Annotated in this window: 31 protein-coding genes; 13 read left to right on the top strand and 18 right to left on the bottom strand. The window is 66.9% G+C overall.

The window, feature by feature from the left end:
- Positions 1-35: 35 nt before the first annotated feature.
- Positions 36-542, top strand: coding sequence for a serine protease inhibitor ecotin (gene eco / locus Q8M13_RS09650; protein WP_305299697.1), 507 nt, complete (start codon positions 36-38; stop codon positions 540-542).
- 6 nt (positions 543-548) lie between these two features.
- Here the strand turns inward: eco and Q8M13_RS09645 are convergent, their stop codons facing one another.
- From Q8M13_RS09645 to Q8M13_RS09635, 3 genes are all read right to left on the bottom strand, one after another.
- Positions 549-758 (bottom strand): dodecin, encoded by a 210-nt coding sequence (locus Q8M13_RS09645; RefSeq protein WP_305299696.1) that lies wholly within the window; start codon positions 756-758, stop codon positions 549-551.
- Between the two features lie 107 nt (positions 759-865).
- Positions 866-1,225, bottom strand: coding sequence for a nuclear transport factor 2 family protein (locus tag Q8M13_RS09640; RefSeq protein WP_305299695.1), 360 nt, complete (start codon positions 1,223-1,225; stop codon positions 866-868).
- Positions 1,226-1,507: 282 nt separating this feature from the next.
- On the bottom strand, positions 1,508-2,260 hold the full coding sequence (locus Q8M13_RS09635) for a helix-turn-helix transcriptional regulator (protein WP_305299694.1): 753 nt from the start codon (positions 2,258-2,260) through the stop codon (positions 1,508-1,510).
- A 171-nt stretch (positions 2,261-2,431) separates the two neighbouring features.
- On the opposite strand from Q8M13_RS09635, the gene Q8M13_RS09630 reads away from it, so the two are divergent.
- From Q8M13_RS09630 to Q8M13_RS09620, 3 genes are read left to right on the top strand one after another with little or no spacing between them, the layout of a single operon-like run.
- Positions 2,432-4,594 (top strand): marine proteobacterial sortase target protein, encoded by a 2,163-nt coding sequence (locus Q8M13_RS09630; RefSeq protein WP_305299693.1) that lies wholly within the window; start codon positions 2,432-2,434, stop codon positions 4,592-4,594.
- Complete coding sequence (locus Q8M13_RS09625; protein ID WP_305299692.1) at positions 4,591-5,190, top strand: class GN sortase; 600 nt, start codon at positions 4,591-4,593, stop codon at positions 5,188-5,190. The genes Q8M13_RS09630 and Q8M13_RS09625 overlap by 4 nt, the downstream gene beginning before the upstream one ends.
- Before the next feature lie 60 nt (positions 5,191-5,250).
- Complete coding sequence (locus Q8M13_RS09620; protein ID WP_305299691.1) at positions 5,251-5,613, top strand: EthD domain-containing protein; 363 nt, start codon at positions 5,251-5,253, stop codon at positions 5,611-5,613.
- 15 nt (positions 5,614-5,628) lie between these two features.
- Here Q8M13_RS09620 and Q8M13_RS09615 read toward each other — a convergent pair whose 3' ends face one another.
- The 3 genes from Q8M13_RS09615 to Q8M13_RS09605 form a co-directional block, all read right to left on the bottom strand.
- The gene (locus Q8M13_RS09615) at positions 5,629-6,090 is read right to left on the bottom strand and encodes a hypothetical protein (protein WP_305299689.1); all 462 of its coding nucleotides are present in this window, start codon (positions 6,088-6,090) and stop codon (positions 5,629-5,631) included.
- Positions 6,091-6,505: 415 nt separating this feature from the next.
- Complete coding sequence (locus Q8M13_RS09610) at positions 6,506-6,979, bottom strand: VOC family protein (protein WP_305299688.1); 474 nt, start codon at positions 6,977-6,979, stop codon at positions 6,506-6,508.
- Positions 6,980-7,040: 61 nt separating this feature from the next.
- Complete coding sequence (locus Q8M13_RS09605; protein ID WP_305299685.1) at positions 7,041-8,054, bottom strand: hypothetical protein; 1,014 nt, start codon at positions 8,052-8,054, stop codon at positions 7,041-7,043.
- Between the two features lie 107 nt (positions 8,055-8,161).
- Between Q8M13_RS09605 and Q8M13_RS09600 the strand changes: the two genes are divergently transcribed.
- Positions 8,162-8,710 carry a GNAT family N-acetyltransferase gene (locus tag Q8M13_RS09600; RefSeq protein WP_305299683.1) on the top strand — a complete coding sequence of 183 codons (549 nt, stop codon included), beginning with the start codon at positions 8,162-8,164 and terminating at the stop codon, positions 8,708-8,710.
- Here Q8M13_RS09600 and Q8M13_RS09595 read toward each other — a convergent pair.
- A complete protein-coding gene (locus Q8M13_RS09595; protein WP_305299682.1) occupies positions 8,707-9,195 on the bottom strand; it encodes a PaaI family thioesterase in 489 nt (162 codons plus the stop codon). The two genes, Q8M13_RS09600 and Q8M13_RS09595, sit on opposite strands and share 4 nt — an antisense overlap.
- 95 nt (positions 9,196-9,290) lie before the next feature.
- Here Q8M13_RS09595 and Q8M13_RS09590 point away from each other — a divergent pair, with 95 nt between their 5' ends.
- Complete coding sequence (locus tag Q8M13_RS09590; RefSeq protein ID WP_305299681.1) at positions 9,291-9,896, top strand: TetR/AcrR family transcriptional regulator; 606 nt, start codon at positions 9,291-9,293, stop codon at positions 9,894-9,896.
- Here the strand turns inward: Q8M13_RS09590 and Q8M13_RS09585 are convergent.
- Entirely contained in the window at positions 9,893-10,312 is a 420-nt protein-coding gene (locus Q8M13_RS09585) for a DUF983 domain-containing protein (protein ID WP_370870006.1), read from the bottom strand. The two genes, Q8M13_RS09590 and Q8M13_RS09585, sit on opposite strands and share 4 nt — an antisense overlap.
- A gap of 80 nt (positions 10,313-10,392) precedes the next feature.
- Between Q8M13_RS09585 and Q8M13_RS09580 the strand changes: the two genes are divergently transcribed.
- Positions 10,393-11,775 (top strand): PLP-dependent aminotransferase family protein, encoded by a 1,383-nt coding sequence (locus Q8M13_RS09580; protein WP_305299677.1) that lies wholly within the window; start codon positions 10,393-10,395, stop codon positions 11,773-11,775.
- 106 nt (positions 11,776-11,881) lie between these two features.
- Here Q8M13_RS09580 and Q8M13_RS09575 read toward each other — a convergent pair whose 3' ends face one another.
- From Q8M13_RS09575 to Q8M13_RS09565, 3 genes are all read right to left on the bottom strand, one after another.
- Entirely contained in the window at positions 11,882-12,580 is a 699-nt protein-coding gene (locus Q8M13_RS09575) for a PEPxxWA-CTERM sorting domain-containing protein (RefSeq protein ID WP_370870004.1), read from the bottom strand.
- A gap of 322 nt (positions 12,581-12,902) precedes the next feature.
- Positions 12,903-13,298 (bottom strand): YidH family protein, encoded by a 396-nt coding sequence (locus Q8M13_RS09570; RefSeq protein WP_305299675.1) that lies wholly within the window; start codon positions 13,296-13,298, stop codon positions 12,903-12,905.
- 104 nt (positions 13,299-13,402) lie between these two features.
- On the bottom strand, positions 13,403-13,786 hold the full coding sequence (locus Q8M13_RS09565) for a hypothetical protein (protein WP_305299674.1): 384 nt from the start codon (positions 13,784-13,786) through the stop codon (positions 13,403-13,405).
- A 156-nt stretch (positions 13,787-13,942) separates the two neighbouring features.
- Here Q8M13_RS09565 and Q8M13_RS09560 point away from each other — a divergent pair, with 156 nt between their 5' ends.
- Together Q8M13_RS09560 and Q8M13_RS09555 are read left to right on the top strand one after the other, a co-directional pair.
- Positions 13,943-14,230 (top strand): hypothetical protein, encoded by a 288-nt coding sequence (locus Q8M13_RS09560; protein ID WP_305299672.1) that lies wholly within the window; start codon positions 13,943-13,945, stop codon positions 14,228-14,230.
- A 97-nt stretch (positions 14,231-14,327) separates the two neighbouring features.
- A complete protein-coding gene (locus tag Q8M13_RS09555) occupies positions 14,328-14,585 on the top strand; it encodes a DUF3297 family protein (RefSeq protein WP_305299670.1) in 258 nt (85 codons plus the stop codon).
- A gap of 88 nt (positions 14,586-14,673) precedes the next feature.
- Here the strand turns inward: Q8M13_RS09555 and Q8M13_RS09550 are convergent, their stop codons facing one another.
- The gene (locus Q8M13_RS09550) at positions 14,674-14,844 is read right to left on the bottom strand and encodes a hypothetical protein (RefSeq protein ID WP_305299668.1); all 171 of its coding nucleotides are present in this window, start codon (positions 14,842-14,844) and stop codon (positions 14,674-14,676) included.
- A 97-nt stretch (positions 14,845-14,941) separates the two neighbouring features.
- On the opposite strand from Q8M13_RS09550, the gene Q8M13_RS09545 reads away from it, so the two are divergent.
- A complete protein-coding gene (locus tag Q8M13_RS09545) occupies positions 14,942-15,868 on the top strand; it encodes a LysR substrate-binding domain-containing protein (RefSeq protein WP_305299666.1) in 927 nt (308 codons plus the stop codon).
- On the opposite strand, the gene Q8M13_RS09540 is transcribed toward Q8M13_RS09545, so the two are convergent.
- Positions 15,865-16,281 (bottom strand): hypothetical protein, encoded by a 417-nt coding sequence (locus tag Q8M13_RS09540; protein ID WP_305299665.1) that lies wholly within the window; start codon positions 16,279-16,281, stop codon positions 15,865-15,867. The genes Q8M13_RS09545 and Q8M13_RS09540 overlap by 4 nt on opposite strands.
- Positions 16,282-16,455: 174 nt before the next feature.
- On the opposite strand from Q8M13_RS09540, the gene Q8M13_RS09535 reads away from it, so the two are divergent.
- A complete protein-coding gene (locus Q8M13_RS09535; protein ID WP_305299663.1) occupies positions 16,456-16,890 on the top strand; it encodes a hypothetical protein in 435 nt (144 codons plus the stop codon).
- A 54-nt stretch (positions 16,891-16,944) separates the two neighbouring features.
- Here Q8M13_RS09535 and Q8M13_RS09530 read toward each other — a convergent pair whose 3' ends face one another.
- Entirely contained in the window at positions 16,945-17,403 is a 459-nt protein-coding gene (locus tag Q8M13_RS09530) for a surface-adhesin E family protein (protein ID WP_305299661.1), read from the bottom strand.
- Positions 17,404-17,628: 225 nt separating this feature from the next.
- Here Q8M13_RS09530 and Q8M13_RS09525 point away from each other — a divergent pair, with 225 nt between their 5' ends.
- Together Q8M13_RS09525 and Q8M13_RS09520 are read left to right on the top strand one after the other, a co-directional pair.
- On the top strand, positions 17,629-18,198 hold the full coding sequence (locus Q8M13_RS09525) for an OmpA family protein (protein ID WP_305299660.1): 570 nt from the start codon (positions 17,629-17,631) through the stop codon (positions 18,196-18,198).
- Between the two features lie 20 nt (positions 18,199-18,218).
- Entirely contained in the window at positions 18,219-19,058 is an 840-nt protein-coding gene (locus tag Q8M13_RS09520) for a hypothetical protein (protein ID WP_305299658.1), read from the top strand.
- Between the two features lie 33 nt (positions 19,059-19,091).
- Here the strand turns inward: Q8M13_RS09520 and Q8M13_RS09515 are convergent, their stop codons facing one another.
- From Q8M13_RS09515 to Q8M13_RS09500, 4 genes are all read right to left on the bottom strand, one after another.
- Complete coding sequence (locus tag Q8M13_RS09515; protein WP_305299656.1) at positions 19,092-20,096, bottom strand: class 1 fructose-bisphosphatase; 1,005 nt, start codon at positions 20,094-20,096, stop codon at positions 19,092-19,094.
- 427 nt (positions 20,097-20,523) lie between these two features.
- The gene (locus tag Q8M13_RS09510) at positions 20,524-21,933 is read right to left on the bottom strand and encodes a DUF1254 domain-containing protein (RefSeq protein WP_305299655.1); all 1,410 of its coding nucleotides are present in this window, start codon (positions 21,931-21,933) and stop codon (positions 20,524-20,526) included.
- A 29-nt stretch (positions 21,934-21,962) separates the two neighbouring features.
- Positions 21,963-23,354: a DUF1254 domain-containing protein gene (locus tag Q8M13_RS09505; RefSeq protein WP_305299653.1), complete on the bottom strand. Its 1,392-nt coding sequence runs from the start codon at positions 23,352-23,354 to the stop codon at positions 21,963-21,965.
- 186 nt (positions 23,355-23,540) lie between these two features.
- Positions 23,541-23,908: nitroreductase family protein (locus Q8M13_RS09500; protein WP_305299652.1), on the bottom strand; the 368-nt coding region annotated here is incomplete at its 5' end.

Genomic DNA, 23,908 nt, shown 5'->3' with positions numbered 1-23,908 from the left:
TGCAAGCTCAAGGCTCCCTTGGCGGAGTTGTGAAAATGGCCCTTTCCATCCCCACGCCGCGCCGCCGTGTCTCGCTCTCGCTCTGCTTGGCCGCCGCCGTGCTGGCCAGCCCGCTCGGCGCGCAAGCGGCGCCGCCCCGGACGGCTCAGGACGAGTTGGCGGCCTTCCCTCCCGCGCCCGCCGGCCAGGTCCGCCGCGTCATCTTCCTGCCCGCCGAGCGGGACGAAAACGCCCTGCGCGTCGGCGTGATCGTCGGCCGGACCATGATGGTCGACTGCAACCGTCAGGTTTTCAGCTCCCGGCTTGAAGAGCGCACCGTCGAAGGCTGGGGATACACCTATTTCGTGGTCACGAACGTCGGACCGCCAGCCAGCACCATGATGGCCTGCCCGACCAACGCCCGCACACAGCAATTCGTGCGCAGCTCCGACGAACCGCTGCTGCGCTACAACAGCCGTCTGCCGCTGGTGATCTTCGCGCCCCGCGACGTCGAGGTGCGCTACCGGGTCTGGCGCGCGGGTCGCGAGATCGTCGCCCGCTAAGGCGTCCTATTCCAGGGTGAAGCCGACCTTCAGGGTCACTTGGAAGTGGGCGACCTTCCCGTTTTCGACATGACCTCTGGTGTTCAACACCTCGAACCAACCAATGCCGCGCAAAGTCGCGCTGGCCTTGGTGATGGCGGTCTGGATGGCGTCCTCGATGCTCGTCGTCGAGGAGCCGGTGAGCTCGATAAGCTTGTAGACATTGTCGGCGGACATGGCGGCCTCCCTTGGGTTGGTTATCGCAAGGATGAACGACCCACCCCCCGCGAGGTTGCCGGACGCCGAGGGGGAGCTCGACGTCCGGCGCCAGGCGATGCCGGCGTCTAGCCCGGGACCTGATCCAGGAACCCGGTGACGACCTTCAGCCGCCCATCCTCGACCTGGACAAAGTCGGTGCCCTTGATCGGCGCGTCGGCGCCCACAGGCCCCAGACCCCAGGAGAACCGCACGTTCTCGCCATGCCCGTCGGCCTGCCCGATCAGTTCGAAGCGGAAGTCCGGAAAGCGCTCCTGCACGCCGGCGATCAGGGCGTCCAGGCCGTCATGGCCGGCGACCGCGGCCAACGGATCCACATAGATCGCATCGGCCGTCCAGGTGTCGGCGATCATGGCCCGGCGGGCGCGGGCGTCGGTTTCATTCCAGGCGGCGATGTAGATTTCAGCGATGTCGGTTGCGTTGGTCATCTCGGCTGCTCCGTGTTGATGACCGCACCATCGCCCCCACCGCGAGGCCGCGCGATTACCTGCTGGGTAATGCCGCGCCCTTTCCTCCCATCACCGGCCATCGCGGCCTCACCCACTCCAATCGTCATCCCCGGCCGCGTATGCGTGCCGGGGATCCATACGCACGGGCCTCTCGGGCTTGCTCGGTGGCTATGGATGGCCGGGTCCTGCCGGCCCGGCCATGACGAACACCTAGAGGAAAGCCATAGGCGATAGCCCGGCGACGGACGGGGTTGCCGCGCCCTAGCTCGGGAAGAACCGCACGAAGCCCTGGCTCATGATCTTCTGCAGATGGCCGTTGTACTCGCCATACTTCGGATGATCGGGGCCGATCCGGCCAAAGGCCGGCTCGCTGACCCGGGCCAGATTGATCAGGGCGAGCGCCGTGGCCGCCGGCGTCAGATGCGCGCCCTGCCCGACCTGCAGGGTGCAGAGCATGCCATAGAGTTCGCCGGTGATGGTCGGGCGGCCCAGCACCGCCATCCGATGCTGACCGTGATCGTTGGTCACCAGATAGATGTGGCCTGACTGATTGGGCAGCGACACCGCGCCGCTCTGGGTGAAGGCCCCATCCATCCGCGAGGACTCGCGAAACACCAGGTGCGAGGCCCCCTCGTCCCAGCCGATGGCGGTGCAATAGGCATAGACAGCCTCGCCGCCCTCGAACGATGGCCGCAGGGTCAGGTACTCGCCCTCCAGCCACTGGATCGCAGCGCGCGAATAGGCCCCTAGATGGTCCGGCGCCAAGCCGGCATTGGCGCTCGCCACCGCCGGCCTAGCCCCGCGCAGCGAGATGTCCAGCGCCTGCTCCAGCCGGATCGTGGTCGCAAGAGTGAAGGAGCGCTTCCCCGAGAGCGCCTTTTCCAAGGTCGAGATGCTGATCTTGGCGTCGTCGGCCAGCTTCTGGCGCGACATCCGCCGGCGGGCCAGCTCCTCGCGGATCATCCCGGCCACGGCCTGGCTCTGGTCGTTGGGTAGGTCCACCTCGCCGCTCACGCCCCACCCCTCACAAATCCGCACAGACCCTCACATAGCCGCACCCGCCCGTGCGCCGCAAGCCGGCCGGTGCGGAGCCTGGCGATGATCGCCAGATCATGACGCTCACCGTGCGCACCCCCTTGCGCGGACAAGAAGGCGAGCCCGCTTCCCGGGCCGTGGAGAGGTGACATGAACGCGCTATCGGCGATGTTGACGAAGACGCTGGGCGCCGGCGGCCCCGGCGACATCTGGGTCCAGCGAGGCCTGCGGCTGGCCCTGCCGCTGCTGGCCGCGCTGCTGATGCTGGCGGCCCTGGCCGGCCAGGTCAGCGCCCAGAACGATGATGGCGAACAGGACAGCGTCCAGTCCGGCTCACTGCTGGTTCAGGGCAAGGACGGCGCCCCGCTTCAGGCCATCCGGCTCGGGACCGACGTCGACCTGACGGTCAGCGGCCCCACGGTCCGAGGCAAGATCACCCAGGCGTTCCGCAACCCGACCAAGCAGTGGGTCGAGGCGGTCTATCTCTATCCGATGCCGGAAGACGGCGCCGTCGATAGCCTCAAGCTGGTGGTCGGCGACCGCGTGATCGTCGGCGAGATCAAGCCCAAGGCCCAGGCCCGCGAGATCTACGAGACCGCCAAGGCCGACGGCCAGAAGGCCGGCCTGATCGAGCAGCAGCGCCCGAACATGTTCACCACCGCTGTCGCCAATGTCGGCCCAGGCGAAACCGTGCTGGTCCAGATTGAGTATCAGGCGCCGGTGCGCCAATCCTCCGGCGTCTACTCCCTGCGCGTGCCGCTGGTCGTCGGGCCTCGCTACAATCCCGGCGTCCGCGCCGATGGCTCAGACCCCGTGCCAGATCGCGCCGTGCTGGAAGCCCCCGTCATCCTGGACCCGCGCGTCCACGGCAAGACCAACCCGGTCTCGATCACCGTTCACCTGCAACCCGGCTTCTCGCTCGGCGACGTCTCCAGCAGCTTCCACGCGATCAACAACGCCAGCGACCGCGCGGGCGGCCGCACCATCACCCTGAAGTCGGGCGACGTTCCCGCCGACCGCGACTTCGAACTGACCTGGAAGCCCTCGCTGTTCGCCGGCCCCCAGGCGAGCCTGTTCCGCGAAACCATCGACGGCGAAGACTATGTGCTCGCCTTCCTGACCCCGCCTTCCAAGGCCGCCAGCAGCCGCCAGCCCGCCCGCGAGATCGTCTTCGTGATCGACAACTCCGGCTCCATGGGCGGGGAGTCCATGCGCCAGGCCAAGGCCAGCCTGGTCTACGCCCTCGGCCGCCTGAAGCCCGCCGACCGCTTCAACGTCGTGCGCTTCGACGACACCATGGAAACCCTGTTCGCCGACACCGTCTCGGCCGACGGCGGCAATGTGAAAGCCGCCCAGGACTTCGTGACGGGCCTGGAAGCCAGCGGCGGCACCGAGATGCTGCCGGCGATGAGGGCCGCCCTGGCCGACCCGCGTCCCACCGACGAACGCTACATCCGCCAGGTGGTCTTCCTGACCGATGGAGAGATCGGCAACGACCAGGAACTGCTGGAGGCCGTTGGCCAAGGCAAGGGCCGCTCGCGGGTGTTCATGGTCGGCATCGGCTCGGCCCCCAACAGCTTCCTGATGACCCGCGCCTCGGAGATCGGCCGCGGCACCTTCACCCACATCGGCTCCACCGCCCAGGTCGAGACCCGGATGCGCGAGCTGTTCACCAAGCTGGAGCAACCGGTCGCCACCGAACTGACCGCCACCCTTAACGGCGTGACCTCCGACATCACCCCGGCCGTCCTGCCCGACCTCTATCGCGGCGAGCCGGTCGTGGTCGCCGCCAAGGTCAGCGAACTGAAAGGCGCCATGACCATCGCCGGCCTGATCGACGGCAAGCCTTGGAGCATCGACTTAGCCCTGGCCAAGGCGGTTCCCGGCCAAGGCATTTCCAAGCTCTGGGCCCGCCGCGAGATCACCGACGCCGAGGTCGCCCGCACCCTGCGCCAGCTTAGCGACGAGCGCGCCGACGCCCGCATCCTGGAGGTCGCCCTGGCCCACAAGCTGGTCAGCAGCCAGACCAGCCTGGTCGCCGTCGATCGCACGCCCAGCCGGCCGGAGGGCACGCCCCTGGTCCGCGCCGACCTGCCGCTGAACCTGCCGGCCGGTTGGGACTTCGACGCCCTGTTCGGCGACACCGTGAGGCACGCCAAGGCTGGCGGCGCTGAGCTGGCCGAAAACGGCCTGGACCTGCCGCAGACCGCCACCGACGCCGAGCTGCGCCTGTGGAGCGGCCTGGCCCTGGCGATCCTTGGCTCGGCCCTGATGATCTTCGTCCTCCGTCGCCGGCCTGGAGAGGCCGCATGAGCCGCCAACCGATGAAAGGAGCCGCCGCAAGGCGGCTCCCCATCGCCGTCCTCGGGGCGACGATCCTGCTGATCGGCCTGGTGATGATGGGTCAGGGCCTCTGGATCCACGCCAAGGCGGCCTTGGCCCAAGTGCTGCTGGAGCGCGCGTTCGCCCAGTCGGTCGCCACCGGCAAGCCCGTGAAGCCCTGGGCCTGGGCCGACACTTGGCCGGTCGCCAAGATCGAGGTTCCCCGCCTGAAGGCCAGCGCCATCGTCCTGGAAGGCGCCAGCGGCCAGGCCCTGGCCTTCGGCCCCGGCCACCTGAGCGGCACGCCCAAGGCCGGCGAACGGGGCGCGGCGGTCTACGCCGCCCACCGCGACACCCACTTCGCCTTCCTGGCCAAGGTCCGCCCCGGCGACGAGATCCTCGTGACCCGCGCCGATGGCCAGCTCGCCCGCTTCGAAGTCACCGGCGGCCAGGTCGTGCGCTGGGACGCCTCGGGGATCGATCCCCACGCCAAGGGGACCAAGCTGGTCCTGGCCACCTGCTGGCCGCTGGACGCCAAGGTGTCCGGCCCGCTCCGCTACGTGGTCCGCGCAAAGGCGATCACTTGAGTTCACACCCGGCGCGGCAGACAGTTTCGCACGCGCCATCGCTTCAGGGGACCCACCGCCATGATCAAGCTGACCTTCGCCCTGGTGCGACGCCCCGAGTTCACTCGCGAGAGCTTCCAGGATTACTGGTTCAAAACCCACGCTCCGCTGGTCGCCAGCGTGCGCGAGGCCCTGCGCATCCGCCGCTACGTCCAGCTCCACAGCCTGCCGGCCGAAATCTCAGCCAGCCTGCAGGCCGTGCGCGGCGGCCCCGAAGGCTATGACGGCGTGGCGCAACTCTGGTGGGACAGCTTCGAGGACATGGCGGGCGCCGACGATGAGGCGGCCAAGGCCGCCGGCCGGCTGCTGCTGGAAGACGGGCAACGCTTCATCGACCTGTCGCGCTCGCCCCTTTGGTGGGGCCAGGAACGAGTCATCTTCTAGGGTGGTCCCCTAGGTTCACTTGAGCTGGCGATAGATGCGCGCGACCGCCTCTTCGGCGACCAACATGGCCACCACCACGAGGATCAAGGCGGGCATCCCATGGAATATGCCGGTGAACTTGACCTTGTCCCCGAACACCATGGAGAGCGCCTCCAGGATCACGAACTTGGATCCGAACAGCACCAGCCACGCAAAGAAAAAGCGCAGGAAGACCATTGTGCGGCCGGTCCGCGCCCTGAAGTATTTGCCGACCTGGTGCTCCACCGCGATCGTCAACTTCAGCAGGAACTGCAGCAGCACCGCCGCCAGCAACGATATCGAGAACGAGTCGATGGTCACTCGGTCCGAGAACTCGTCGAACAGGTTGAGCACCACCAGGTCGATCAGGATTCCGGTGAAGTACCGCACGAACAGCCGCTGCTTGTCCGATGGGAAGTCCACCGAAGCCGGCATGAGCTTGTCGCCGATGGCTGTCATGGCGGGTGACCTTGTGGCTTAGCTAGCGCCACTCTGATCGGGGCCGGCCTTGCTGCCCATCAGGTATTTCCCTAGGCGCCCCATTCCAAAACTCCAGCCATGAAAAAGGGCGCTTCCGACAACTCGGAAGCGCCCTTTGCCTGTCCCCACAGGCCGACCTCGTCGCTGCAGAAGCGCCGCGTCAAAACGTGGCCGCTATATGGCGCGCCATTCCTTTTCAGCCAATTGTCATTGTTGTCGCAGCCGACGCCGCGAGCCCCAAAAGAAAGACCCCGACACTCCTTTTGGAGGGCCGGGGTCGGGTGGCGGCGACTTAGTCGGGGGGGGCGTCTTGGGCCGCCGCATCTGAATAATCCACTGGGCGGCGGAGCGTTCCCATCGACCGCAAAATTATTAGCGGCCGTCAGGCGGCGCCTCACCCCCGCCGCGCCGCCTCGATCGCCGCGACGTCGATTTTCCCCATGGTCATCATGGCCTCGAACGCGCGCTTGGCCTCGTCGCCGCCCGCGGCCATCGCCTCGGTCAGGACGCGCGGCGTGATCTGCCAGGAGATCCCCCAGCGATCCTTGCACCAGCCGCAGGCGCTTTCCGCGCCACCGTTGCCGACGATGGCGTTCCAATAGCGGTCGGTCTCCTCCTGGTCGTCAGTGGCGATCTGGAAGGAGAAGGCTTCGGTATGCTTGAAAGCCGGCCCGCCGTTCAGTCCAAGGCAGGCGACACCCGCCACCGTGAACTCGACCGTCAGCACGTCCCCCTCCTTGCCGTTAGGGTAGTCGCCCGGTGCCCGTCGCACGGCGGTCACCGCACTGTCAGGAAAGGTCTCTGCATAGAAGCGGGCGGCGGCCTCGGCGTCCTTCTCGTACCAGACGCAAATCGTGTTCTTCGCCATCACATGTTCCTTTCGGCGGCTCTATTCCCGGCGTTCCGAAGGAAACGCGCCAGGTCGCTTCCTAGTTGTCGGCCAACGCAGCTTCGAGTTCTGCGGCGGGATAGGGCGCGGTCTTGCTCTCCTCGCCCAGCTTGTCGATGAAGGATCCCACCACGTTCGCAACCGGCGCCCAGCGCTCCACCAACGCGGCCAAGGCGGGCGTCAACGCTGGCGCCGTGTCCTTCGACCTGAGCTGGTCGAGGAAGTTCCAGGCTACAAATCCACGATCATAGAGGCGGTGAGCTTCGAAAAAGGCGCGCTCGGACGGCGACAGGTCAAAGTCCGCACAGAGCGCCAGCCCAAAGTCCGCCACATACGCCCCCTCCCCATCAGTGAGCACATTGAAGGCGTGCAGGTCGAAGTGCAGCATCCCGCGTGCATTCATGAACGCCGCAGTGTCCTGGATCTGCTCGTAGAGCCGCAGAATTCTTCCTTCCGACGCTGCGTCCATCTCCTGACTCGCCAGGCGTTCGCCCAGCCACGCGTGGAGCGTTTGCGGCACATATTCCAGGAAGAGCACGATCGTAGCCGAGGCCGCGGCTATCGCGTCCAGCCGCGCACGCACCGCGTCCGAACCGCCCCAATAGGCCGGCGCCTTCTCCAGCCAGTCCAATTGCCGTTCGGTCAGTTGCGGACGCTGGGGCCTAGGCAATACGCGCCAGTGATAGACCAGCGCGAAGCGGTCGTGCTCGCCCGACAGCGCCCAAGCGCTGGCCTTCAGATAGGCGGCGAGCTCGCGCCACGCCCCGAACCCCGCCGACCCGACGCCATATTGGTAGAAGCCCGGCAGGCCAAACAGGTTGGCGGTCGCCCCCTCATTCTCCCGCTCGAGGTCGGTGAGCGCGATCTTCTTCACGAAGACCTGCGCGCCTTCGATCTCAACCACGCTCGACTGGTTGCCATGTATGTGGGCGTGCCAAGACGTCCCATGGTCCAACAGTCCGGTCAGCTGCTGATCGCTCAGCCCGGCGAGCCGCGCGGAAAGCGAGCCGTGGACGCGCCGGCGTCGATCAAGATGGCCGTCGTCAACAGTCATGGCGGCCGGCCCTCGTCATGTTCCGCTCCGCACAATCCCCGCTGATCGACGCGCGATCAAGCCGCCGGCGAATCCGCTAGGCTTGCGGTCATCCAAAGGGAGGGCCGATGAAGCCTGCTTGGCCGAACATCGAGACCGAACGTCTCACCCTACGCTGCTTCGAGCCCTCCGACGCGACCGCCTTGGCGCGGAACATGACGCCCGCGGTGACCAGGTGGCTGATCTCCTGGCCCGATCCGATGACGCCGCAGATCGCCCTGCAGAGGATCGAGAGGTCGCGGGCGGGGATGGCGCGGGGGGACCGAGTGTTCTACGCGCTCGTCCGCCGTGACGACGAACGCGTGATTGGCGGCCTCGGCTGCGGGCTCAGCCCCGACGACCCGCAGCGCATGGAGCTTGGCTACCATCTGGCCGAGGACTGCCACGGCTTCGGCTACATGCGCGAGGCCGCCTGCGCCGCTGCGCCGGCCTTTTGGCGCTTTTTCCCCGCACAGGTGATGGAGGCGAGCGCCCAGCTCAGCAACGAGGCGTCGTTCAAGACAATGCGCGCGCTCGGCCTCACGCCGGTGGGCGACCGCATTGTCCACGCCCCGGCGCGCGGGGTCGACGAAACCCATCGGGTCTATGAGCTGCGTCGCCCCGAAACGACGCCCTAGCCGGCCAGCGCCGCGTCGGCCTTCGCAATCGTCTCCAGCGCCTCGCGCTCGGCCGGCCAGTGCTCGAGGGTCATCAGGAACTGCTGGGCGCTCGCCTCGGCGATCAGTTCCCCGTCCTGGCGTCGAAACTCGGCTCGCACCGTAATCATCTGCCGGGTCTGGGCCACGACGCGGGCCTCGATCTTCAGCGGCTGCGTGCGTCCAACCCGCAGGAAGTTCACATGCAGATTGGTCGTACGGTACAGCATCCCGTCCGGCACCACCGTCATGGTCACAAAACTCAACACCTGATCGGCCAGTGCGGCCAGGTAGCCGCCGAACAGCGACCCGTCGCCGGTCTTGAGCTCCGGCGCCGGCGCCCAGCTCTTGCGGACCCACCCCTCGCCCCAGTCGTCCAGCAGCCCCAGCTTCAGCGTCTCGACGATTGGCGGCACGCTCGCCACGCCAGATTTCAACGCCTCAAGTCGGTCGGTCGCCCAGGTCATAGCAGTCTCCAGCAATCGTGAAGACGCCAGAATATGAGCGAAGCTCAGCTTCTGTTACTCAGGTTGCCCAGACTGGACGGATCGCGAGCTTTCGCATGAAAGATACTGAAAACGCGCGGAAAATCCCATCCCAGGCGCGATCTCGCGCCACGCTCGACATCATTCTGGAAGCCGCGGCTCAGCTTCTGGAGAGCGTCGGCGAAAGTGGGTTCAACACCAATGCGCTCGCCGAACGGGCCGGGGTCAGCATCGGCACCCTCTATCGCTACTTCCCCGACAAGCAGTCGATCATCGCCGCCCTGGCTCGCCAGGAAAAGGCGGCTTTCGAAAAGGCGGTGGAGACGGTCCTGGCCGGCGAAACCGGTGGTCTGGCCCGCGACCGGGCCATCATCCGCGCCTTCCTTCACGCCTTCAGCGACCGAACCGAGGCCAGGCGCCTGGCCGTCACGGCCCTCTACGCCAACAACGATCCCAGGGATCTGCTGGAGGGGTATGAGGCGGTGCAGGGCGCGTTTCGTGACGCCGATGGCCAGCCCCTATCGCGCGTCACCGCCTTCGTGCTGTCCCGCGCGGTCCAGGGAGCGATGCGCGCCGCCGTGCTGGAGGGCGCAGACTTCCTGCTGTCGCAGGAGTTCGAGGACGAGCTCGTCCGTCTGGGCCGCGCCTATCTCGGACATCCGACGCGGCCGCGAGGAGCCTAGTCGCGAGGCTTGTGGCGCAGGCCAAAGCCGCCTTCGCCGTGCGCGCCCAGGCTGGAGAACTTGGCTTCCTCGGCCTTGTGGAAGAACTGCGAGGCCACCATCCAGGACTTCACCGGCCGCAGGCTGCCCAGGCAGCCAATGATCAGCGCCGGGAACACGGTCACGAAATGCACCCACAACGGCGGGTGATAGGCGACCTCGACCCAGGTGAAGACCGCGATCACCACCATGCCGACGGCGGTCATCACGAAGAAGGCCGGACCATCGGCCGGGTCGGCGAACGAGTAGTCCAACCCGCACGCGTCGCATTCCTTGGCCACCGTCAGGAAGCCGCGGAACAGCTTGCCCTCCCCGCAACGGGGGCAGCGGCAGCGCAGGCCCGAGATGATCGGCGCGGGAGGATCATAGGAGGGCATCGAAACGTCCTGCATACAATTGTTGTATTGATACCTACATTCTTATACCAATGTATGGACACCGACCGGGAAAGGCAACCGTGGCGCCCGAATTGACCACCGCCAGATGGCTGCGCCGCGTCGATCGCGCCGACGGCCCGATCTATCTCGCCATTCTCCGGGCGCTGGAAACGGCGATCGCCGACGGCGAGCTGCAGCCCGGCGAACAACTGCCCCCGCAACGCACCGTGGCCAGCGTGCTCGGCGTCGATTTCACCACCGTCACCCGGGCCTACAGCGCCGCCCGCGCACGCGGGCTGGTGGAGGGCGCGGTCGGCCGCGGCACCTTCGTCGCTGGCCGTCCGGCGGACGACGAGGTCGGCATGGTCGACCTCAGCATGAACCTGCCGCCGCCATCCAAGGGCCTCAACTTCGGGACGCTGCTCAAGGACACCGCCCGCGCGGTGCTTGAACGCACCGACGCCCAGGCCCTGATGGCCTACCACCCCGGCGCCGGTTCGGTCGCTCAGAAGGCGGCCGCTGCGACTTGGCTGGCGCCTTGCCTGGGCGAGGTCTCGCCCGAACGGATGCTGGTGACGCCAGGCGCCCAAACTGCGCTCGCGACGATCCTGGGCATGATCACGCGCCGGGGCGATGCGCTGATCGTCGAGCCCCTGACCTATCCGGGCGTGCGCGCCCTGGCCGCGCATCTGGGCCTGCGACTGGTCCCCTGCCCCGTCGACAGCCAGGGCTTCGCGCCCGAGCACCTCGCCCGGCTCTGCGCGCAGGAGCGCCCCCAGGCGATCTACTGCATCCCCACCCTGCAGAACCCCACCGCCACGACCATGGGGCTGGAGCGCCGTCGAGAGGTCGCGGCGATCGCCCGCGCCGCCGGTGTGGCGATCATCGAGGACGACGCCTACGGCCGCCTGCCGGTCGCCCCGCTACCCGCGCTCGCCACCTTCGCCCCTGACCTGACCTGGTACGTCGCCACGACGTCCAAGTGCCTGTCGCCAGGGCTCCGCACCGCCTTCGTCGCCGCGCCCACCCCGGGGGCCGCCCGCGATCTCTCCGAAGCCCTGCGCGCGATCTCGCTGATGGCCTCCCCGCTCACCGCCGCGATCGCCACCGCTTGGATCCGAGAGGGTGCGGCCGAACGTCTGCTGGCCGCGATCCGCGCTGAGGCCGCCGAGCGCCAAGCCATCGCCCGCGCGATCCTGCCCCAGGCCCAGGGCGAGGCTGACGGCATCCACCTGTGGCTAGACCTCCCCGACCATTGGCCGGGCGAGCGCCTGCGCGAGGTCGCCCATCGCCGCGGCCTGTCCCTGGTCACCGCCGACGCCTTCGCCGCCGGACAGGTCCATCCCAACGGCCTGCGGATTTCGCTCGGCGGCCCGGCCAAGCAGTCGGTCCTGGCCGAGGCCCTGCGCGGCGTCGCCGTCATCCTGGCGGCGCGCCCAGACGACACGCGGCTGGTGGTCTAGATGGTGCGCACCTCGCGTCGCCGGAACGCTTTCAGCGCCGCCTAGGCCGCAAGGCTGAACGAAATTGGCCCGCTTCCAGCAATGGAGGCGGGCCTTTTCACGTGGGTCATGCAGCCGCGGCGAACGCGACGCGCCGGCGGCGGATCACCGCGCCGGCCCCGCCGAAGCCGATGATCATCATCGCCCAGGTCGCCGGCTCAGGCACCGCCGAGACCGTCTCGGTGAAGGTCGAGAGGTTGCGCGCGCCGACCCAATAGCCTTCGACCTCGAAGCGGCTGATGTCGTTCGACGCCCGCTGGAAGCCGTGGAATCCGCTCAAATGGGCCGGATCGTTCGCCGAAAAATTCAGGCTTTCCAGTAGCTTGCCGGCGCTGTTGTAGGCGCGGAACGTAATCGGCGTGGTCGTTGTGCCGTTGCGCGACCAGTTGAACTCCGCCAGCGCCGCGGAAACCGGATCGGCGAAGCTGAAGCTCATGATGGCGGTCTGCAGCCCAAAGGCCGCGTAGGGAGTACCCGACCAGGAGTTGGACCCGGAGAAGCTGTAGGCGCCTGTCGCACCGAAGTGCGAGGAGGCCTGTCCCCCGGCAAGCGTCTTGACGTTGTAGGTCACCCCGTCGCCGAAAGTGCGCGGAGAGTTGGCGTAGATGTTTCCGGTCGGGAAGGCCTGAGCCACCCCTTCGGGCAGGGTTGAGATGACCGCGGCGGCGGCTGGCTCGACGCTGCTAAGCATCAGAACGCCCGCCAGGGCTAGGCCAGGCAGAATGAAAGCGCGGCCGCGCGGCGCGGGCCTTGTCATGTGGGTCACGGGAAATCCTCATTGGCTGTGTGTGCCGGCGGCTTTGGCCCGCTCGATCGCACAAGCCGAGCGCCGTTCGCTCAAACCGGACGCCGCCGCGACGAACTCTGCCGATGCCTGATCAGGACGGCGTCTCACCCGCGAACTGAGCGGCGATGCCCGCCATCATGCGAGGGTCGCTCGCCATGCCGTAGTGGCGAACTCCGGGCAGCAAGCGGCGGCGTCGAACTGCTCGTCGGCGGTTCCGGCGATCAGTGTCATCGGCGCGGAGACCCTCGCCATCGGGGCCTTGTCATCGAGAGCCGCGAAATTCGGCCAGGGTGTAAGCCCCTCAGATCGCCCGTACGGAGATCCCCAAGAACATTACGACCCCCGCGATGGTCATGATGACGCCGATCAGCAAGGTTGGGCGGCCCAGCCGAAACTCCTCGGTGCGCCGCAGGTCCTTCAGCGTCGTCCAATAGCTGAACAGCCCAAGAACCATCGATAGCGTGCCCATACCCGCCAGGAACAAGCCGACATCCTGCGGGGTCCCGGAACGGGGCAGCATGTTCTGTTGGGCCGCGCCTTCCAGGAACTTGTAGATGGTGAAGCCAAAGCTGAGCATCGACAGCGAGGTTCGGATCCAGGCCATCAGGGTCCGGTCGGCGGCCATGATAGTCCGCATCGTGCCCATGTCGGTCGGCAGGACCGGGGCTATGTGTAGTCCCTTGCGGTCGGCAGGCATAAACGCCCCCTCAAGCTAAGTGCTGGCCGGCCAGTTTCGCTGGCTCCCACGCCCTCGCAATCAGGCAAGATCTGCGGCCCGCTCAGCGGAACACCTGAGAAGGGCTAGGCGCCCAAGGTCAGGTATCCACGCTCGACCATGCGCCGCATGGCCTCATAGGCTTCGGTCAGTTCCTCATAGGCCGAGCGCATCCTGGCGAGCTTGGCCGTCTGTTCAGCGGTCAATGGATGGGGCGTCTCAGTCAGGGCCAGCGCCTCGGCCACCCATTGCGCGCGCGCCAACGCCGCTCCGACCGCCAGCTTCTGGAACTTGGCCGCGTCGGCCTGGCCCAACACCTGGCCGATCACCTCGCGGTTCGAAGCATAGGCCGTGTAGTCGATCTGCTCGATCTGGCCGCGCAGGCGACGCTGCGCCTGGGGGTCGAGCGGCGCCTCCGGCTCAAAGTGATCACTGCTGCGGCGGACGCTCGACGTCCTCGTCACCGACATGCCGACCTCCGGGTCGCAAGCAGCCCCGAAAACCTGGGGCTCAGCAAGTCTGCGGCGATGAACTTAAGGCCGTGTTGACGGATATCTCACGGCCAAGTGAACGGAACCGGCTTTCGCGCGCTTAAGAGCCCTATGCCCACTCAAAGGATGCTCTCCATGCGTTTGACCGTTCTCGCCCTCGCCTCCGTCGCCGCCCTGTCCCTCGCCGCCTGCAGCAAGCCCGCCGACAAGGTGGCCGACGCCCAAGCCGACGCCGTCGAGGCCCAGGGCGAAATGAAGGCCGACGCTCTCGAACAGAAGGCCGATGGCATCGAAGCCCGCACCGAAGGCCAAGGCGCCGCGGTCGAAGCCCAGGGCGAGGCCAGCGCCGACGCCATGCGCGCCCAGGCCGACGCTGTCGAAAAGCAGGCCGATAAGACCGCCGAAGCTATCGAAAAGAAATAACGTCCAGGGCCCTCGCCTTCACCGGCGAGGGCCAGCGACCCTGCGTCGCCGCCGATCGAGGATTGGCAATCTGGCCAGGGAACGCTAATCGGGCGCCATGAGCGACGCCCAGACCCCGCCCGACCGCCTGTCCGTCAACCCGGCCAGCCCCTACCATGACGCTGCTGCGCTTGAGCGCGGCGTCGGCGTGCGCTTCAAGGGCGTCGAAAAGACCAATGTGGACGAGTACTGCGTCAGCGAAGGCTGGGTGCGGCTCAGCGTCGGCAAGACCGTCGACCGCAATGGCAACGCCATGACTGTGAAGCTGCAAGGCGCCGTCGAGCCCTACTTCCAGGACCTCGACCCGGCCGAGTAGCTGCGCGCCGTCTTCAGGCGCGCCTCAACATTCCTTTAGACATATCGACGGCGCGCCTCAACGAGACCGGCCGCTTGGTCACGTGCGCCTAGTGCGGCCCGGCCACGTGATGCAGATCACCCGGATGCTGGCCGATCCGCGTGATCGGGACGCGCGTGTCACGAACAGCGGCCCTGCGCGCCCGTTCGGCGAACAGTTCCTGCAGCCAGGCGACCCAGCCAAAGGGAACGTCCTTATGCAACCTGTGCAGCTCTTCCATCTCCGGGCTCCTCGAAATCCTTTTCAGTAAAGGGATTATCGGTAGAGCGGCGGTAGATGACAAACGCGTGCTCCTGCTGTAAGCATAAGCACACCTTATGGCAGACATCCTCGCTTCCATTCCGCTCAACGCGCTCAGAGTCTTCGAGGCGGCCGCCCGCCTGAAGAGCTTCACCCGCGCGGCTGAGGAACTGGGGATCACCCAGGCCGCGGTCAGTTGGCAGGTGAAGGCGCTGGAGCGCCGGCTGGATCAGGCGCTGTTCCTGCGCCTGCCCCGGGAGGTGGCCCTGACCAGTTCGGGCGAGCGGCTCTCGAATGCGGCGACCCAGGCCATGACCATCCTGCGCACCGCCCTGACCGACCTGAGCGAGACCGACGAGGGCGTGCTGGCGATCACCTCGCTGACCACCGTCGCCAACCAGTGGCTGGCCCCGCGGATCGGCTCCTTCCAGCTCCAGCACCCGCAGATCGCCGTGCGGCTCGACACCTCGTCGCGCGTCGTCGATCTGGCGCGAGAGAATGTCGACGTCGCGCTGCGCAGCGGGTCCGGAAACTGGCCAGGCCTGCAGAGCCACTACCTGTTCCCGAACATCCATACCCCGGTCTGCACCCCGGCCATGCGCGAGCGGCTAGGCGGCCTGGCGCGGCCGGAAGACCTGCTGAACGCGTCGTTGATCGGCGTGCCGGAGGAATGGGAGGTCTGGTTCGCCGCCGCCGGCGTTGGGGCCCGGCAGCAAAGCTCGGCGCTTCCGCGCCTGACGGGCGACAGCCAGACCCTGGAGGTCGCCTCAGCCATTGGCGGCCAGGGGGTCGCCCTAGCCTGCCCGTTCTTCTTCGCCAGCGACATCGCCGCCGGCCGCCTGGTCACGCCCTTCGAGATCTACGCCCACTATGACGACGGCTACTGGCTGGCCTATCCGGCCGACCGCGCCCGCGCGCCGAAGATCAGGGCCTTTCGCGACTGGCTCCTGACCTGCGTCGCCGAAGATCCAGCCCTATCGCCCTATGGGCGGCGCGAGTCTTAGGACGCCACGCAGGTCGAGAGGTTGACCGGGCCGGTCGCCAACCGCTTCCACTCGCCGCCGACCTTCTGGAACTCGGCCGTGTTCGAGGACGAACGGTATTCCGAACGCTGGGTGTCCCAGTTCTCCCACCCCATGGCCACCGCCACCTTGGCGGTCATGCCGGCTGCGGCTTCGTCCGGCGTGATCTTCCGCTCACCTTTGCAGGCGACCGCAAAGCCCTGGCACTTCTGGTCGTCCGGGCGATCTTTGCACTGGGCGTCGGTGTTCTTGATCTCGGCGTGCCAGGTCTTGATGGCGCCGTCGAGCCCGGCATAGGGGTCGCCGCCTTGGGCTCCGCTCGCGCTCTTCTGGCCCGGCTGGCATGCCGCCAGACCCAGGGCCGCGACAACGATCACCATGGGAAGTTTGATCACGAAGAACTCCATCAAGTCGCCCGAATGCGGGGCGCGCCATTAGCCAAACGCATAAGGCGTCATCAAGGCGCGCCGATGACGGTGCGGCCATTCAGCCTGCATTCAGGCGCGCATTGAGAAACTGCATCCTGAAATCCGGCATCCTCACTTGGACCGAGCCGGAAGGAGGTCATTATGAGAAAAATTCTCACAGCAGCAGTGGCGGCCCTGACGGTCGCCGGCGGCGTCGCCGCGGTCGCGGGCCCGGCCCAGGCCGACCCATATCGCTACTACAACGGCCACAAGAACAACAACAACGACGCGGGCGTCGCCATCGCCGCCGGGGTCGTGGGCCTGGCCATCGGCGCGGCCCTGGCCAGTTCGAGCAGCAACAAGCGCAGCTCGTCCTACTACGACAACGGCTACTACCAACAGGGTTACGGCGGAGCCTACAACAACGGCTACTACCAGCAGCCCTACGGCGGCCAGTCCTACTACGGCGGGCAACGCCCCTATGCGTATGACCAGGGCCGCTACGCCTACGGCTCGCGCGTCTGCACCAGCCGCGATCGGGTCTATGACCGCTACAGCGGTCGCCCGATGACCGTCACCCGCCAATACGCCTGCTAGGCGTAGGCGGTTGAGGGGCGGGACGCGGCCTCGCCGAGCGGCGGGGCCGTCGTTCTATTTGGGCCCGTACATCAGCGCCTCGCGGACCACCGCCTGAAAATCGAAGATCGACATGCGCTGGCCAGACACCCGGGTCGGCTTGCCGGCGCAGACCTTGTCCAGCAGATCGAAGCGGTCATCGCCGGGGTTGACCGTCTGCCACTCGCCCGGCGTCTCCACGGCGCGCAGCGTCGCGCCCTCAGGCGACACGAACCGCCGCGAGATGTCGCGGGTTCGGCCCATGTCGCATCCAAATTCCCGATAGGTCGCCACCATGCTCGCCCCGTCCATCGGCGTGCGGACGATCAGATAGACCCAGGCGTGAGCGTTGATCCCGTCGCGGGTGACGCTGCCGACATCATAGAAAAGGGCGCTCTCACCCTTGCGGAAGCTGATCGCATCAAACGGCGCGGCCTGAGCCGCAGAGCCTCCGATCGAGGCTAGACCGAGCGCAGCCAGCGCCGCGATTCTCATCCTGAAATTCACGCCACAGCCCTCCAAGCCAGCTCGAGCGTGGTCCCGGCGCACGGCGAGCCGTGCGTAGCTGGGACAGTTAACGCCCTGACTGGACCTCAGGTTCACGTTTCGAGCCAACCCTACAGCCAAGCTACGCCCACAAACCGCCCTCTTCGGACCCGATGCAGTCGCTCATTGAGGGAATAACTGCGGTTCGAATGAACCCATCTGGAGGGACTTCTCATGCTGCTGAACATGCCGAAAATCGCCATCGCCGGAGCGATGTTGCTGGGGGCCACGAGCCTGGCCGGCTGCGCCACCAAGGACTTCGTCAACGAACAGGTCGGCGTGGTCTCCGCCCGCGTGGACAACCATGAAACCCGCATCCAAGGCGTCGACGCCACGGCGCGCGAGGCGCTTCAGCGAGCCGACGCCGCCGGCAAGCTGGCCGAGGGCAAGTTCGTCTATGCCCCGATGCTTTCCGACGACAGCATCAAGTTCGCCCCTGGCAAATCGACCCTGTCGGCCGAGGCCCAATCGCGGCTGGACGCCTTCGTCAGCAAGCTGAAGGGCGACAACCGCAACGTCTATATCGAGGTCCAGGGCCACACCGACGCCACTGAGGGCAAGGCCGGCGCCTATCGCCTGGGCGAGGCTCGCGCCGAAGCCGTCCGCCGTTATCTGAGCAAGCAGGGCGTCGCCCTGAACCGGATCAGCACCATCTCGTACGGGGCCGACTCGCCGGTCGGCGAAGGCGCCAGCAAGGCCAGCCGCGAAGCCAACCGCCGTGTCGTCCTGATCGTCCTGGCCTAGGCCTCTATCGGACCGGCGCCGTGAGCGACCCTTCAAGTTTCGCGGCTCGTACGCGCCGCGAACTCGCAAAACGGCGCCGTCCCCTGACCGCGGCGGCCAGCCTCGCATTCCACGGGCTGATCGTGCTGGCGCTGCTCAATGCAGCGCCCACCCCGCCGATGGCTGTGATGTCGGAGCCGGTGGTCGTGGAGTTGGTCGCCCCCCGCTTCCTGGTCCCGGCCCCAGTCCCAGTTCCGGTCCCGACGCCCGATCCCGCGCCGGCCCCGCCTGCGCCTGCAACCCCCACCCCGCCGGTCCCCCCCCCGCCAGTCCCCAAGCCGACGCCGCCGAAACGCAGCCCGATCAAGGCGCGCAAGGCGGTCCTGCCCGCGCCCCCGGACATCAAGCCGCTCCCGGCGACCGAGGCCCCGGCCGCCGACACCGCCGTGGAGGTCAGCGAGGCGCAACTGGCCGGCGCGGCCACCGCCGGCTCAGGCTCCGGCGGCGGATCGGGCACAGGGGCGGGCGAAGGCGGCGGTGACTGCAACATGCTGGCGCGGCTGCAACGGGCGTTGCGCAAGGACCCGATGGTCCAAAGCGCGGTCACCCAGGTTCATCGCGGCAAGGCGATCATGGTCTGGAACGGCGGCTGGGTCCGTCATCCCGGCCAGGAAGGCGGCGGCCTGGCCGCCGTCCGCGAGGCGATGATGTGGGAAATCGGCTTTGCGCCTGAAGCCTGTCGCAAGGAACGCGTCCGCGGCCTGGTCGTGGTCTCGCTCAAGGACGGCTCCGGCTCGGCCCGCCTGGTGCTGGGCGAGAACGACTGGCGCTGGTCTGACCTGCTGTTCGTCCCGGGAACCGGCGGGACTTCGCAACGATAGGCGACCCTCAGGCGGATCCTCAGGCGGGTAGAACTACCCTTCTGCAGCTCCGTCGGACACAAGGTACTCGGCCCAGGCCTGCTCAAGCACTCGCCGCGATCCGAGCGCGATCGGCGAACGCTGATGAAGCGAGGATGGTCGGACATTCAGGACCGGCCCGTTCGCGCCGTACGCAACCCCGCCGGCCTGCTCCACCAGCCAGCCCATCGGCGCGCACTCATAGAGCAGCCGCAGCTTTCCGTTGGCGACCTTTGGCCGGTTGTCGGCGGGATAGAGGAAGACACCGCCTCGAACCAGGATGCGGTGAACGTCCGCGACCATCGCGGCGGTCCATCGCATGTTGAAGTCTTGCTTTAGCGGACCCTCTCGCCCGACCTGCACGGCGGCCATGAACTGGCGCAGCCCAGGCTTCCAATGACGCTCGTTGGATGAGTTGATCGCATACTCGCCGCTCTCCTCGGGCACGGTCATGTCCGGGTGGGTCAAGATCCACTCGCGCCTGTCGCGGTCGAGCGTGAAACCAGCGACGCCGGCCCCCACGCTGAGGACGAACATGGCCTGAGGTCCGTACAGCGCATAGCCGGCGGCGAGTTGATTTCGGCCGGGCTGCAAGAAGTCCTCCGCCTGGATCGCTCGCCCTCTGGCCGCGTCCGGCGCGGGCAGCACGGAGAAAATCGAGCCCACGCACATTGCGACCTCGATATTGCTGGACCCGTCGAGCGGATCGAACGCCAGCAGGAAGTCTCCGCCCTGCGTTCCCATGCTCACATCGTCCAGTTCCTCGGAGGCGAAACCGGCGAAGACCGGCTCCTGACCGCAGAGGTCGAGAAAGACGTCGTTGGAGGCGAGGTCGAGCGCCTTCTGCACCTCGTCCTGGATGTTGGTCGTCGTAAGTGCGCCCAGACGGCCCTCAAGCGGAGCGCGTTCCACCAGCCCGGCGATCACACGGCAGGCTTCGGCGACCTGCTCCAGCCCGCGCTGAAGGGGGGCGGACGATGTTTCCTGAAGAGCTAGCCAGTCGGAGAGTGTCGTTTGCATAGCTCGCTCCATCAATTTCCGCCGCCGCGCGCCGGGGCGGCGGCCTGTTCTTCGTCAGTTTCAATCGGTCGGCCGCGGACGACGCGAAGAATGAGCCATCCGGCCAGGCCAGACGCCAGCGCCCCCGCGAGCACACCCATCTTCAGACTGCTTTGCAGAGACACATCATCGGGGAAAGCCAACAATCGATGAACAGGCTCATGGTGAAGCCGATGCGCCAAGTCACGTGCATCGGGAGTTCGGCCCAACCCAGGCGGATCACCAAAGCGGCCGCGGCGCGCCAGATCGTCAGACGCCGCCAGCCGCGCCAACTATAGGCTGAGCGACCGATAAGTCGGAGATCCGCTCGTCACCACCCTTCAGCGCGAAGGCGAAGTCCGCTTCACGGCACGCCCCACCCTGCCAAGCTGGCTCAGCAAGTGACAGGTCAATCCATCCGTTCGAAATCCGGCAGCGGCCAACTGGCGTCGAAATACGGCTGGGTCGGTTCGTAGAGACGGAAATAGGCGAACCAGTTCTTGCCGGGCACGGTTGGGATCCAGTTCTGCTCGAACCCTTCGGGCGGCGTCGGCGCGCACCAAATATCCACCGACCCATCGGCGTTCCGCTTCAAATCCATGCGCGATGAGCGGTCGGCGATCTGTTGGTCGTTCAATATCAGGCAGCGCGTATCGACGTCGTAGACCGTAACCGACCAGAAGAGGTTCGCTGGCGCATCCGGAGGCACCCGCAGCCGGTAGGCGTGTCCACCGTCGAGCCATTCGCCGGCGGCGTCGCGATAAACCCCCAGATAGGTCGAGGACGCAGTCCCGGGTCGCTTTGGCGACATGTCGGCGGCGGCCGACACCGCCTCGTAAAACCAGGACGCGCGCTCATCGAGGCGGGTCCAGTATTCATCGGGATCGTCCGCGTCGAGATTGAGCGCATGATCCCACGTGGCATCGGGGCGATAGCGGCTGCCGAACCGGCGATCGGCGGTGTTGGCCTTCGCCATCGCCTCCCCCACCAGGGCGCCCTCGGCGAGCAGCTTTTCCTGCCGCGCGTCCGGTGCCAAGGCCTTGCCCTTTTCGATGCCCAGCGGCTTCAGCATCTCGTGGAAGAACCAGTCGCGCTCAGCCACCGGCTCGCGGTTGATCACCAGGCTGAGCAGCTTCCAGTAGTCGATCCCGCGCGGCGGCATGCCGGTCCACGGTCGATCCGCCGCCTCCACGATGTTCGTCGCGGGGGGATTGGCGCGGTCGGCGTGAGCATAAAGTCTCAGCTTGGACAGGGCTTGCGCCTTCGCAGCCGGATCTGTCGCCGTGATCCGCATTCCGAACAGAGCGTTGGTGGTCGGGGTCCGAAGCACGGTGTAGCCCGCAGCGTCGGCCGGTTCCTCCTGCCCCGGACCGACCATCAGGTAGCGCCCCCCGCTGGTGCTGCCGGGTAGCGCCTGCTGCCAAAAATCGGTGAGTCCGCCGCGGATGCCTTCGTCCGGCAGCTCGACGACAAAGGGCCCGGACTTCGTCAGGTCGATGAAGGCGATATAGTACGGCGTCGTGGCGTTCGCCGTGAGGATGCCGAGCTTATCCTTGTAGCTCAGATAGGCGACGACCTGGCCGTTGGCGGCGCCGAGCTGTTCGGCCTGGCCGCGCTGCCAAGCCGCGAACGAAACGATGGGCAGCGCCCATAGATACGCTTGGCAAGCCCGCTGAAAGTCACGCTCGTCGAACAACTTTTCCAGCGTTTCGGCGGTCGGGTAGCCATTGGCGAAATCATGGGTGAACTGCAGTTCGCCGATGCGGCTCTGCACGGTCGTGGCGGCGATCTGCGCCGCAGGCAGGGGTGTCGGCGCCATACTGGCCTCCTCACATTTGGGTCAGCGGGTCACTGGACCTTCTCAATGTCGGGCAAAATCCACTGCTTATCGAAGAACGGCTTCTCGGGGCCATAGATGCGGAACAACACCTCGAACCCCCGGTCGCGCCGGGTCGGGGTCCAATTGCCCTCTTTCCCGGGCGGGGGATCAGGTGCGAACCAGACGTCCACTGAGCCATCCGGGTTGGCTTGAATCTCCGGACTGTTCGACGCTCGGCTGGCGCGAGCCACATCCCGGATCAGCGCGTGGGTTTCGCGGTCGTAGGCTGTGGCCGACCAATAGAGGCGAACGGGCGCGTTGGCGGGGACGTGCAACCTGTAGGCCGCTCCGCCGTCCAACGGGCGACCTTCGCGGTCGCGCGTAGTCATCAGATAGAACTGCCCGGCGCCGAGATGCTTGGCGCTGAAATACGCCATCGAATAGGTGACGCCGCGCCCGTCGACCGGGTACGCGTTCGGGTCGGCGAAGAAGTTCGGCATCCCCTCCACGACTTCAGCAACCGCCGGCAGGGCCCAATGTCCCCCGGGATAGAATGGCGGATCGAATACATCCTCGTAGTGGGCGTCGAGCCAGGCCCGGGCCTCGAGGGCCGCCGCATCAAGCAGCGCCCCGGCCGCGTCATTCGGCTGGAACGGACTTCCTTTGCGAATCCCGAGACTCCGCAAGGGGTCTATCAACGCCTTGTCGCGCAACAGCCACGGTTCGTGCTCGACCATCCGCGCCAGAGACTGAAAGAACCGCCGGTCGTACTGGATCGTGGCGTCGTAAAGCACACCCGACAGGTCGACGTAGCGGCTATCCCGCGCCTCCGGGCCGGCCGACAGCGGATAGAAGCCGACTGCCTTCCCATAGGCGACAGCGGCCGCCACGTCGGCGTCGCTGCCGCTTTTCACGTTTGAGCGCAGGATTGCGAAGCCCTGATAGGTGTCGGACCTGACCGGAATGTAGCCGTCGGGCACGCTCCCATCATAGTCGGGCGGCAGTATGAGGTACTTGCCGCCGGCCCCCTTGTCCGTCCCCGCCGGCCCAACGTCCTCCAGCGCATTTTGCCAGCAATCATCGATGCTGCCCGTGATCGATCCCGCTCCAGCCGGGGGAATCTCGAGCACCATCGGGCCGACCTCGCGCGTGTCGAAGAACGGATTGACGTAGACCGTGTCCGGGTTGGGCGTGAGAGTTTGGTTGAGCCCGTCGAGCAGGCTCGACCAGTAGGCGATTTGGTTTGCTCCGCCGCCGGCCGCGATGAAAGACTGGAGCATCCGGTCGTAGTTCACCGCGGGCATGCCCCAGATGACCGCCTCGACGGCCCGCCGGTACAGCGTCCGCTGGTCAAGCTGCTCCCTGGTCAGGGCGCCCCCGTTCGGGTCGCCCACGCTACTTGTCGCCGAGATGATCGCCATGTGCCTGCTCCACTAGGGCGGGCAGTGTCTGGCGGAACGAGAGGCGGCGAATATCGGGTGTATCCCCGAGACAGACCGATCGCCTTCCCTAGTGCGAGCATCGCCCCCGACCTTAGCCAGATAGACACCCTCCATGACCGGAGTGGACCCGGGCCTCGTCGGCCAGATCCACTCTAGGCGGCGGCCTTAGTCGTCGAAGCCGACGAAGACGGCGGCCTCGGCCACCGCCTTTCGCTCTGACACCACCGCGTTCGCCGGGAAGGTCTCGTCGGGCCAGCCCAGGGCAATGCTCTTCATGATCACCTGATCGTCGGCGATCCCGGCGTGCTCGCGCACCACCGGCGACTGCATGATGCCCTGGCTGTTGATCACCGCGCCCAGCCCGCGCGACCAGGCGGCGTTGACCAGGGCGGTCGTCACGGCGCCGCAATCGAAGGGCGTGTCGTCGCTGCCGTCCAGCACCTTGTCATAGGTCACGATCACGCAGACCGGCGCGTCGAACTGACGGAAGCCGCGCAGCACCCAATCCTGGCGCATCTCCTTGTCCTCCCGCG

It is taken from the genome of Phenylobacterium sp. (assembly GCF_030681155.1).
In the GTDB taxonomy this organism is placed as follows: domain Bacteria; phylum Pseudomonadota; class Alphaproteobacteria; order Caulobacterales; family Caulobacteraceae; genus Phenylobacterium.
Note: the sequence above shows the minus strand (reverse complement) of the source record. Positions and strands in the feature narration are given on the sequence as shown.

What these genes read in the sequence shown, in the direction of transcription:
- eco (WP_305299697.1), top strand. Translation starts at nt 36, where the DNA reads ATGGCCCTTTCCATCCCCACGCCGCGCCGCCGTGTCTCGCTCTCGCTC.
- Q8M13_RS09645 (WP_305299696.1), bottom strand. Translation starts at nt 758, where the DNA reads ATGTCCGCCGACAATGTCTACAAGCTTATCGAGCTCACCGGCTCCTCG.
- Q8M13_RS09640 (WP_305299695.1), bottom strand. Translation starts at nt 1,225, where the DNA reads ATGACCAACGCAACCGACATCGCTGAAATCTACATCGCCGCCTGGAAT.
- Q8M13_RS09630 (WP_305299693.1), top strand. Translation starts at nt 2,432, where the DNA reads ATGAACGCGCTATCGGCGATGTTGACGAAGACGCTGGGCGCCGGCGGC.
- Q8M13_RS09625 (WP_305299692.1), top strand. Translation starts at nt 4,591, where the DNA reads ATGAGCCGCCAACCGATGAAAGGAGCCGCCGCAAGGCGGCTCCCCATC.
- Q8M13_RS09620 (WP_305299691.1), top strand. Translation starts at nt 5,251, where the DNA reads ATGATCAAGCTGACCTTCGCCCTGGTGCGACGCCCCGAGTTCACTCGC.
- Q8M13_RS09615 (WP_305299689.1), bottom strand. Translation starts at nt 6,090, where the DNA reads ATGACAGCCATCGGCGACAAGCTCATGCCGGCTTCGGTGGACTTCCCA.
- Q8M13_RS09610 (WP_305299688.1), bottom strand. Translation starts at nt 6,979, where the DNA reads ATGGCGAAGAACACGATTTGCGTCTGGTACGAGAAGGACGCCGAGGCC.
- Q8M13_RS09605 (WP_305299685.1), bottom strand. Translation starts at nt 8,054, where the DNA reads ATGACTGTTGACGACGGCCATCTTGATCGACGCCGGCGCGTCCACGGC.
- Q8M13_RS09600 (WP_305299683.1), top strand. Translation starts at nt 8,162, where the DNA reads ATGAAGCCTGCTTGGCCGAACATCGAGACCGAACGTCTCACCCTACGC.
- Q8M13_RS09595 (WP_305299682.1), bottom strand. Translation starts at nt 9,195, where the DNA reads ATGACCTGGGCGACCGACCGACTTGAGGCGTTGAAATCTGGCGTGGCG.
- Q8M13_RS09590 (WP_305299681.1), top strand. Translation starts at nt 9,291, where the DNA reads ATGAAAGATACTGAAAACGCGCGGAAAATCCCATCCCAGGCGCGATCT.
- Q8M13_RS09585 (WP_370870006.1), bottom strand. Translation starts at nt 10,312, where the DNA reads ATGCCCTCCTATGATCCTCCCGCGCCGATCATCTCGGGCCTGCGCTGC.
- Q8M13_RS09570 (WP_305299675.1), bottom strand. Translation starts at nt 13,298, where the DNA reads ATGCCTGCCGACCGCAAGGGACTACACATAGCCCCGGTCCTGCCGACC.
- Q8M13_RS09565 (WP_305299674.1), bottom strand. Translation starts at nt 13,786, where the DNA reads ATGTCGGTGACGAGGACGTCGAGCGTCCGCCGCAGCAGTGATCACTTT.
- Q8M13_RS09560 (WP_305299672.1), top strand. Translation starts at nt 13,943, where the DNA reads ATGCGTTTGACCGTTCTCGCCCTCGCCTCCGTCGCCGCCCTGTCCCTC.
- Q8M13_RS09555 (WP_305299670.1), top strand. Translation starts at nt 14,328, where the DNA reads ATGAGCGACGCCCAGACCCCGCCCGACCGCCTGTCCGTCAACCCGGCC.
- Q8M13_RS09550 (WP_305299668.1), bottom strand. Translation starts at nt 14,844, where the DNA reads ATGGAAGAGCTGCACAGGTTGCATAAGGACGTTCCCTTTGGCTGGGTC.
- Q8M13_RS09545 (WP_305299666.1), top strand. Translation starts at nt 14,942, where the DNA reads ATGGCAGACATCCTCGCTTCCATTCCGCTCAACGCGCTCAGAGTCTTC.
- Q8M13_RS09535 (WP_305299663.1), top strand. Translation starts at nt 16,456, where the DNA reads ATGAGAAAAATTCTCACAGCAGCAGTGGCGGCCCTGACGGTCGCCGGC.
- Q8M13_RS09530 (WP_305299661.1), bottom strand. Translation starts at nt 17,403, where the DNA reads ATGAGAATCGCGGCGCTGGCTGCGCTCGGTCTAGCCTCGATCGGAGGC.
- Q8M13_RS09525 (WP_305299660.1), top strand. Translation starts at nt 17,629, where the DNA reads ATGCTGCTGAACATGCCGAAAATCGCCATCGCCGGAGCGATGTTGCTG.
- Q8M13_RS09515 (WP_305299656.1), bottom strand. Translation starts at nt 20,096, where the DNA reads ATGCAAACGACACTCTCCGACTGGCTAGCTCTTCAGGAAACATCGTCC.
- Q8M13_RS09510 (WP_305299655.1), bottom strand. Translation starts at nt 21,933, where the DNA reads ATGGCGCCGACACCCCTGCCTGCGGCGCAGATCGCCGCCACGACCGTG.
- Q8M13_RS09505 (WP_305299653.1), bottom strand. Translation starts at nt 23,354, where the DNA reads ATGGCGATCATCTCGGCGACAAGTAGCGTGGGCGACCCGAACGGGGGC.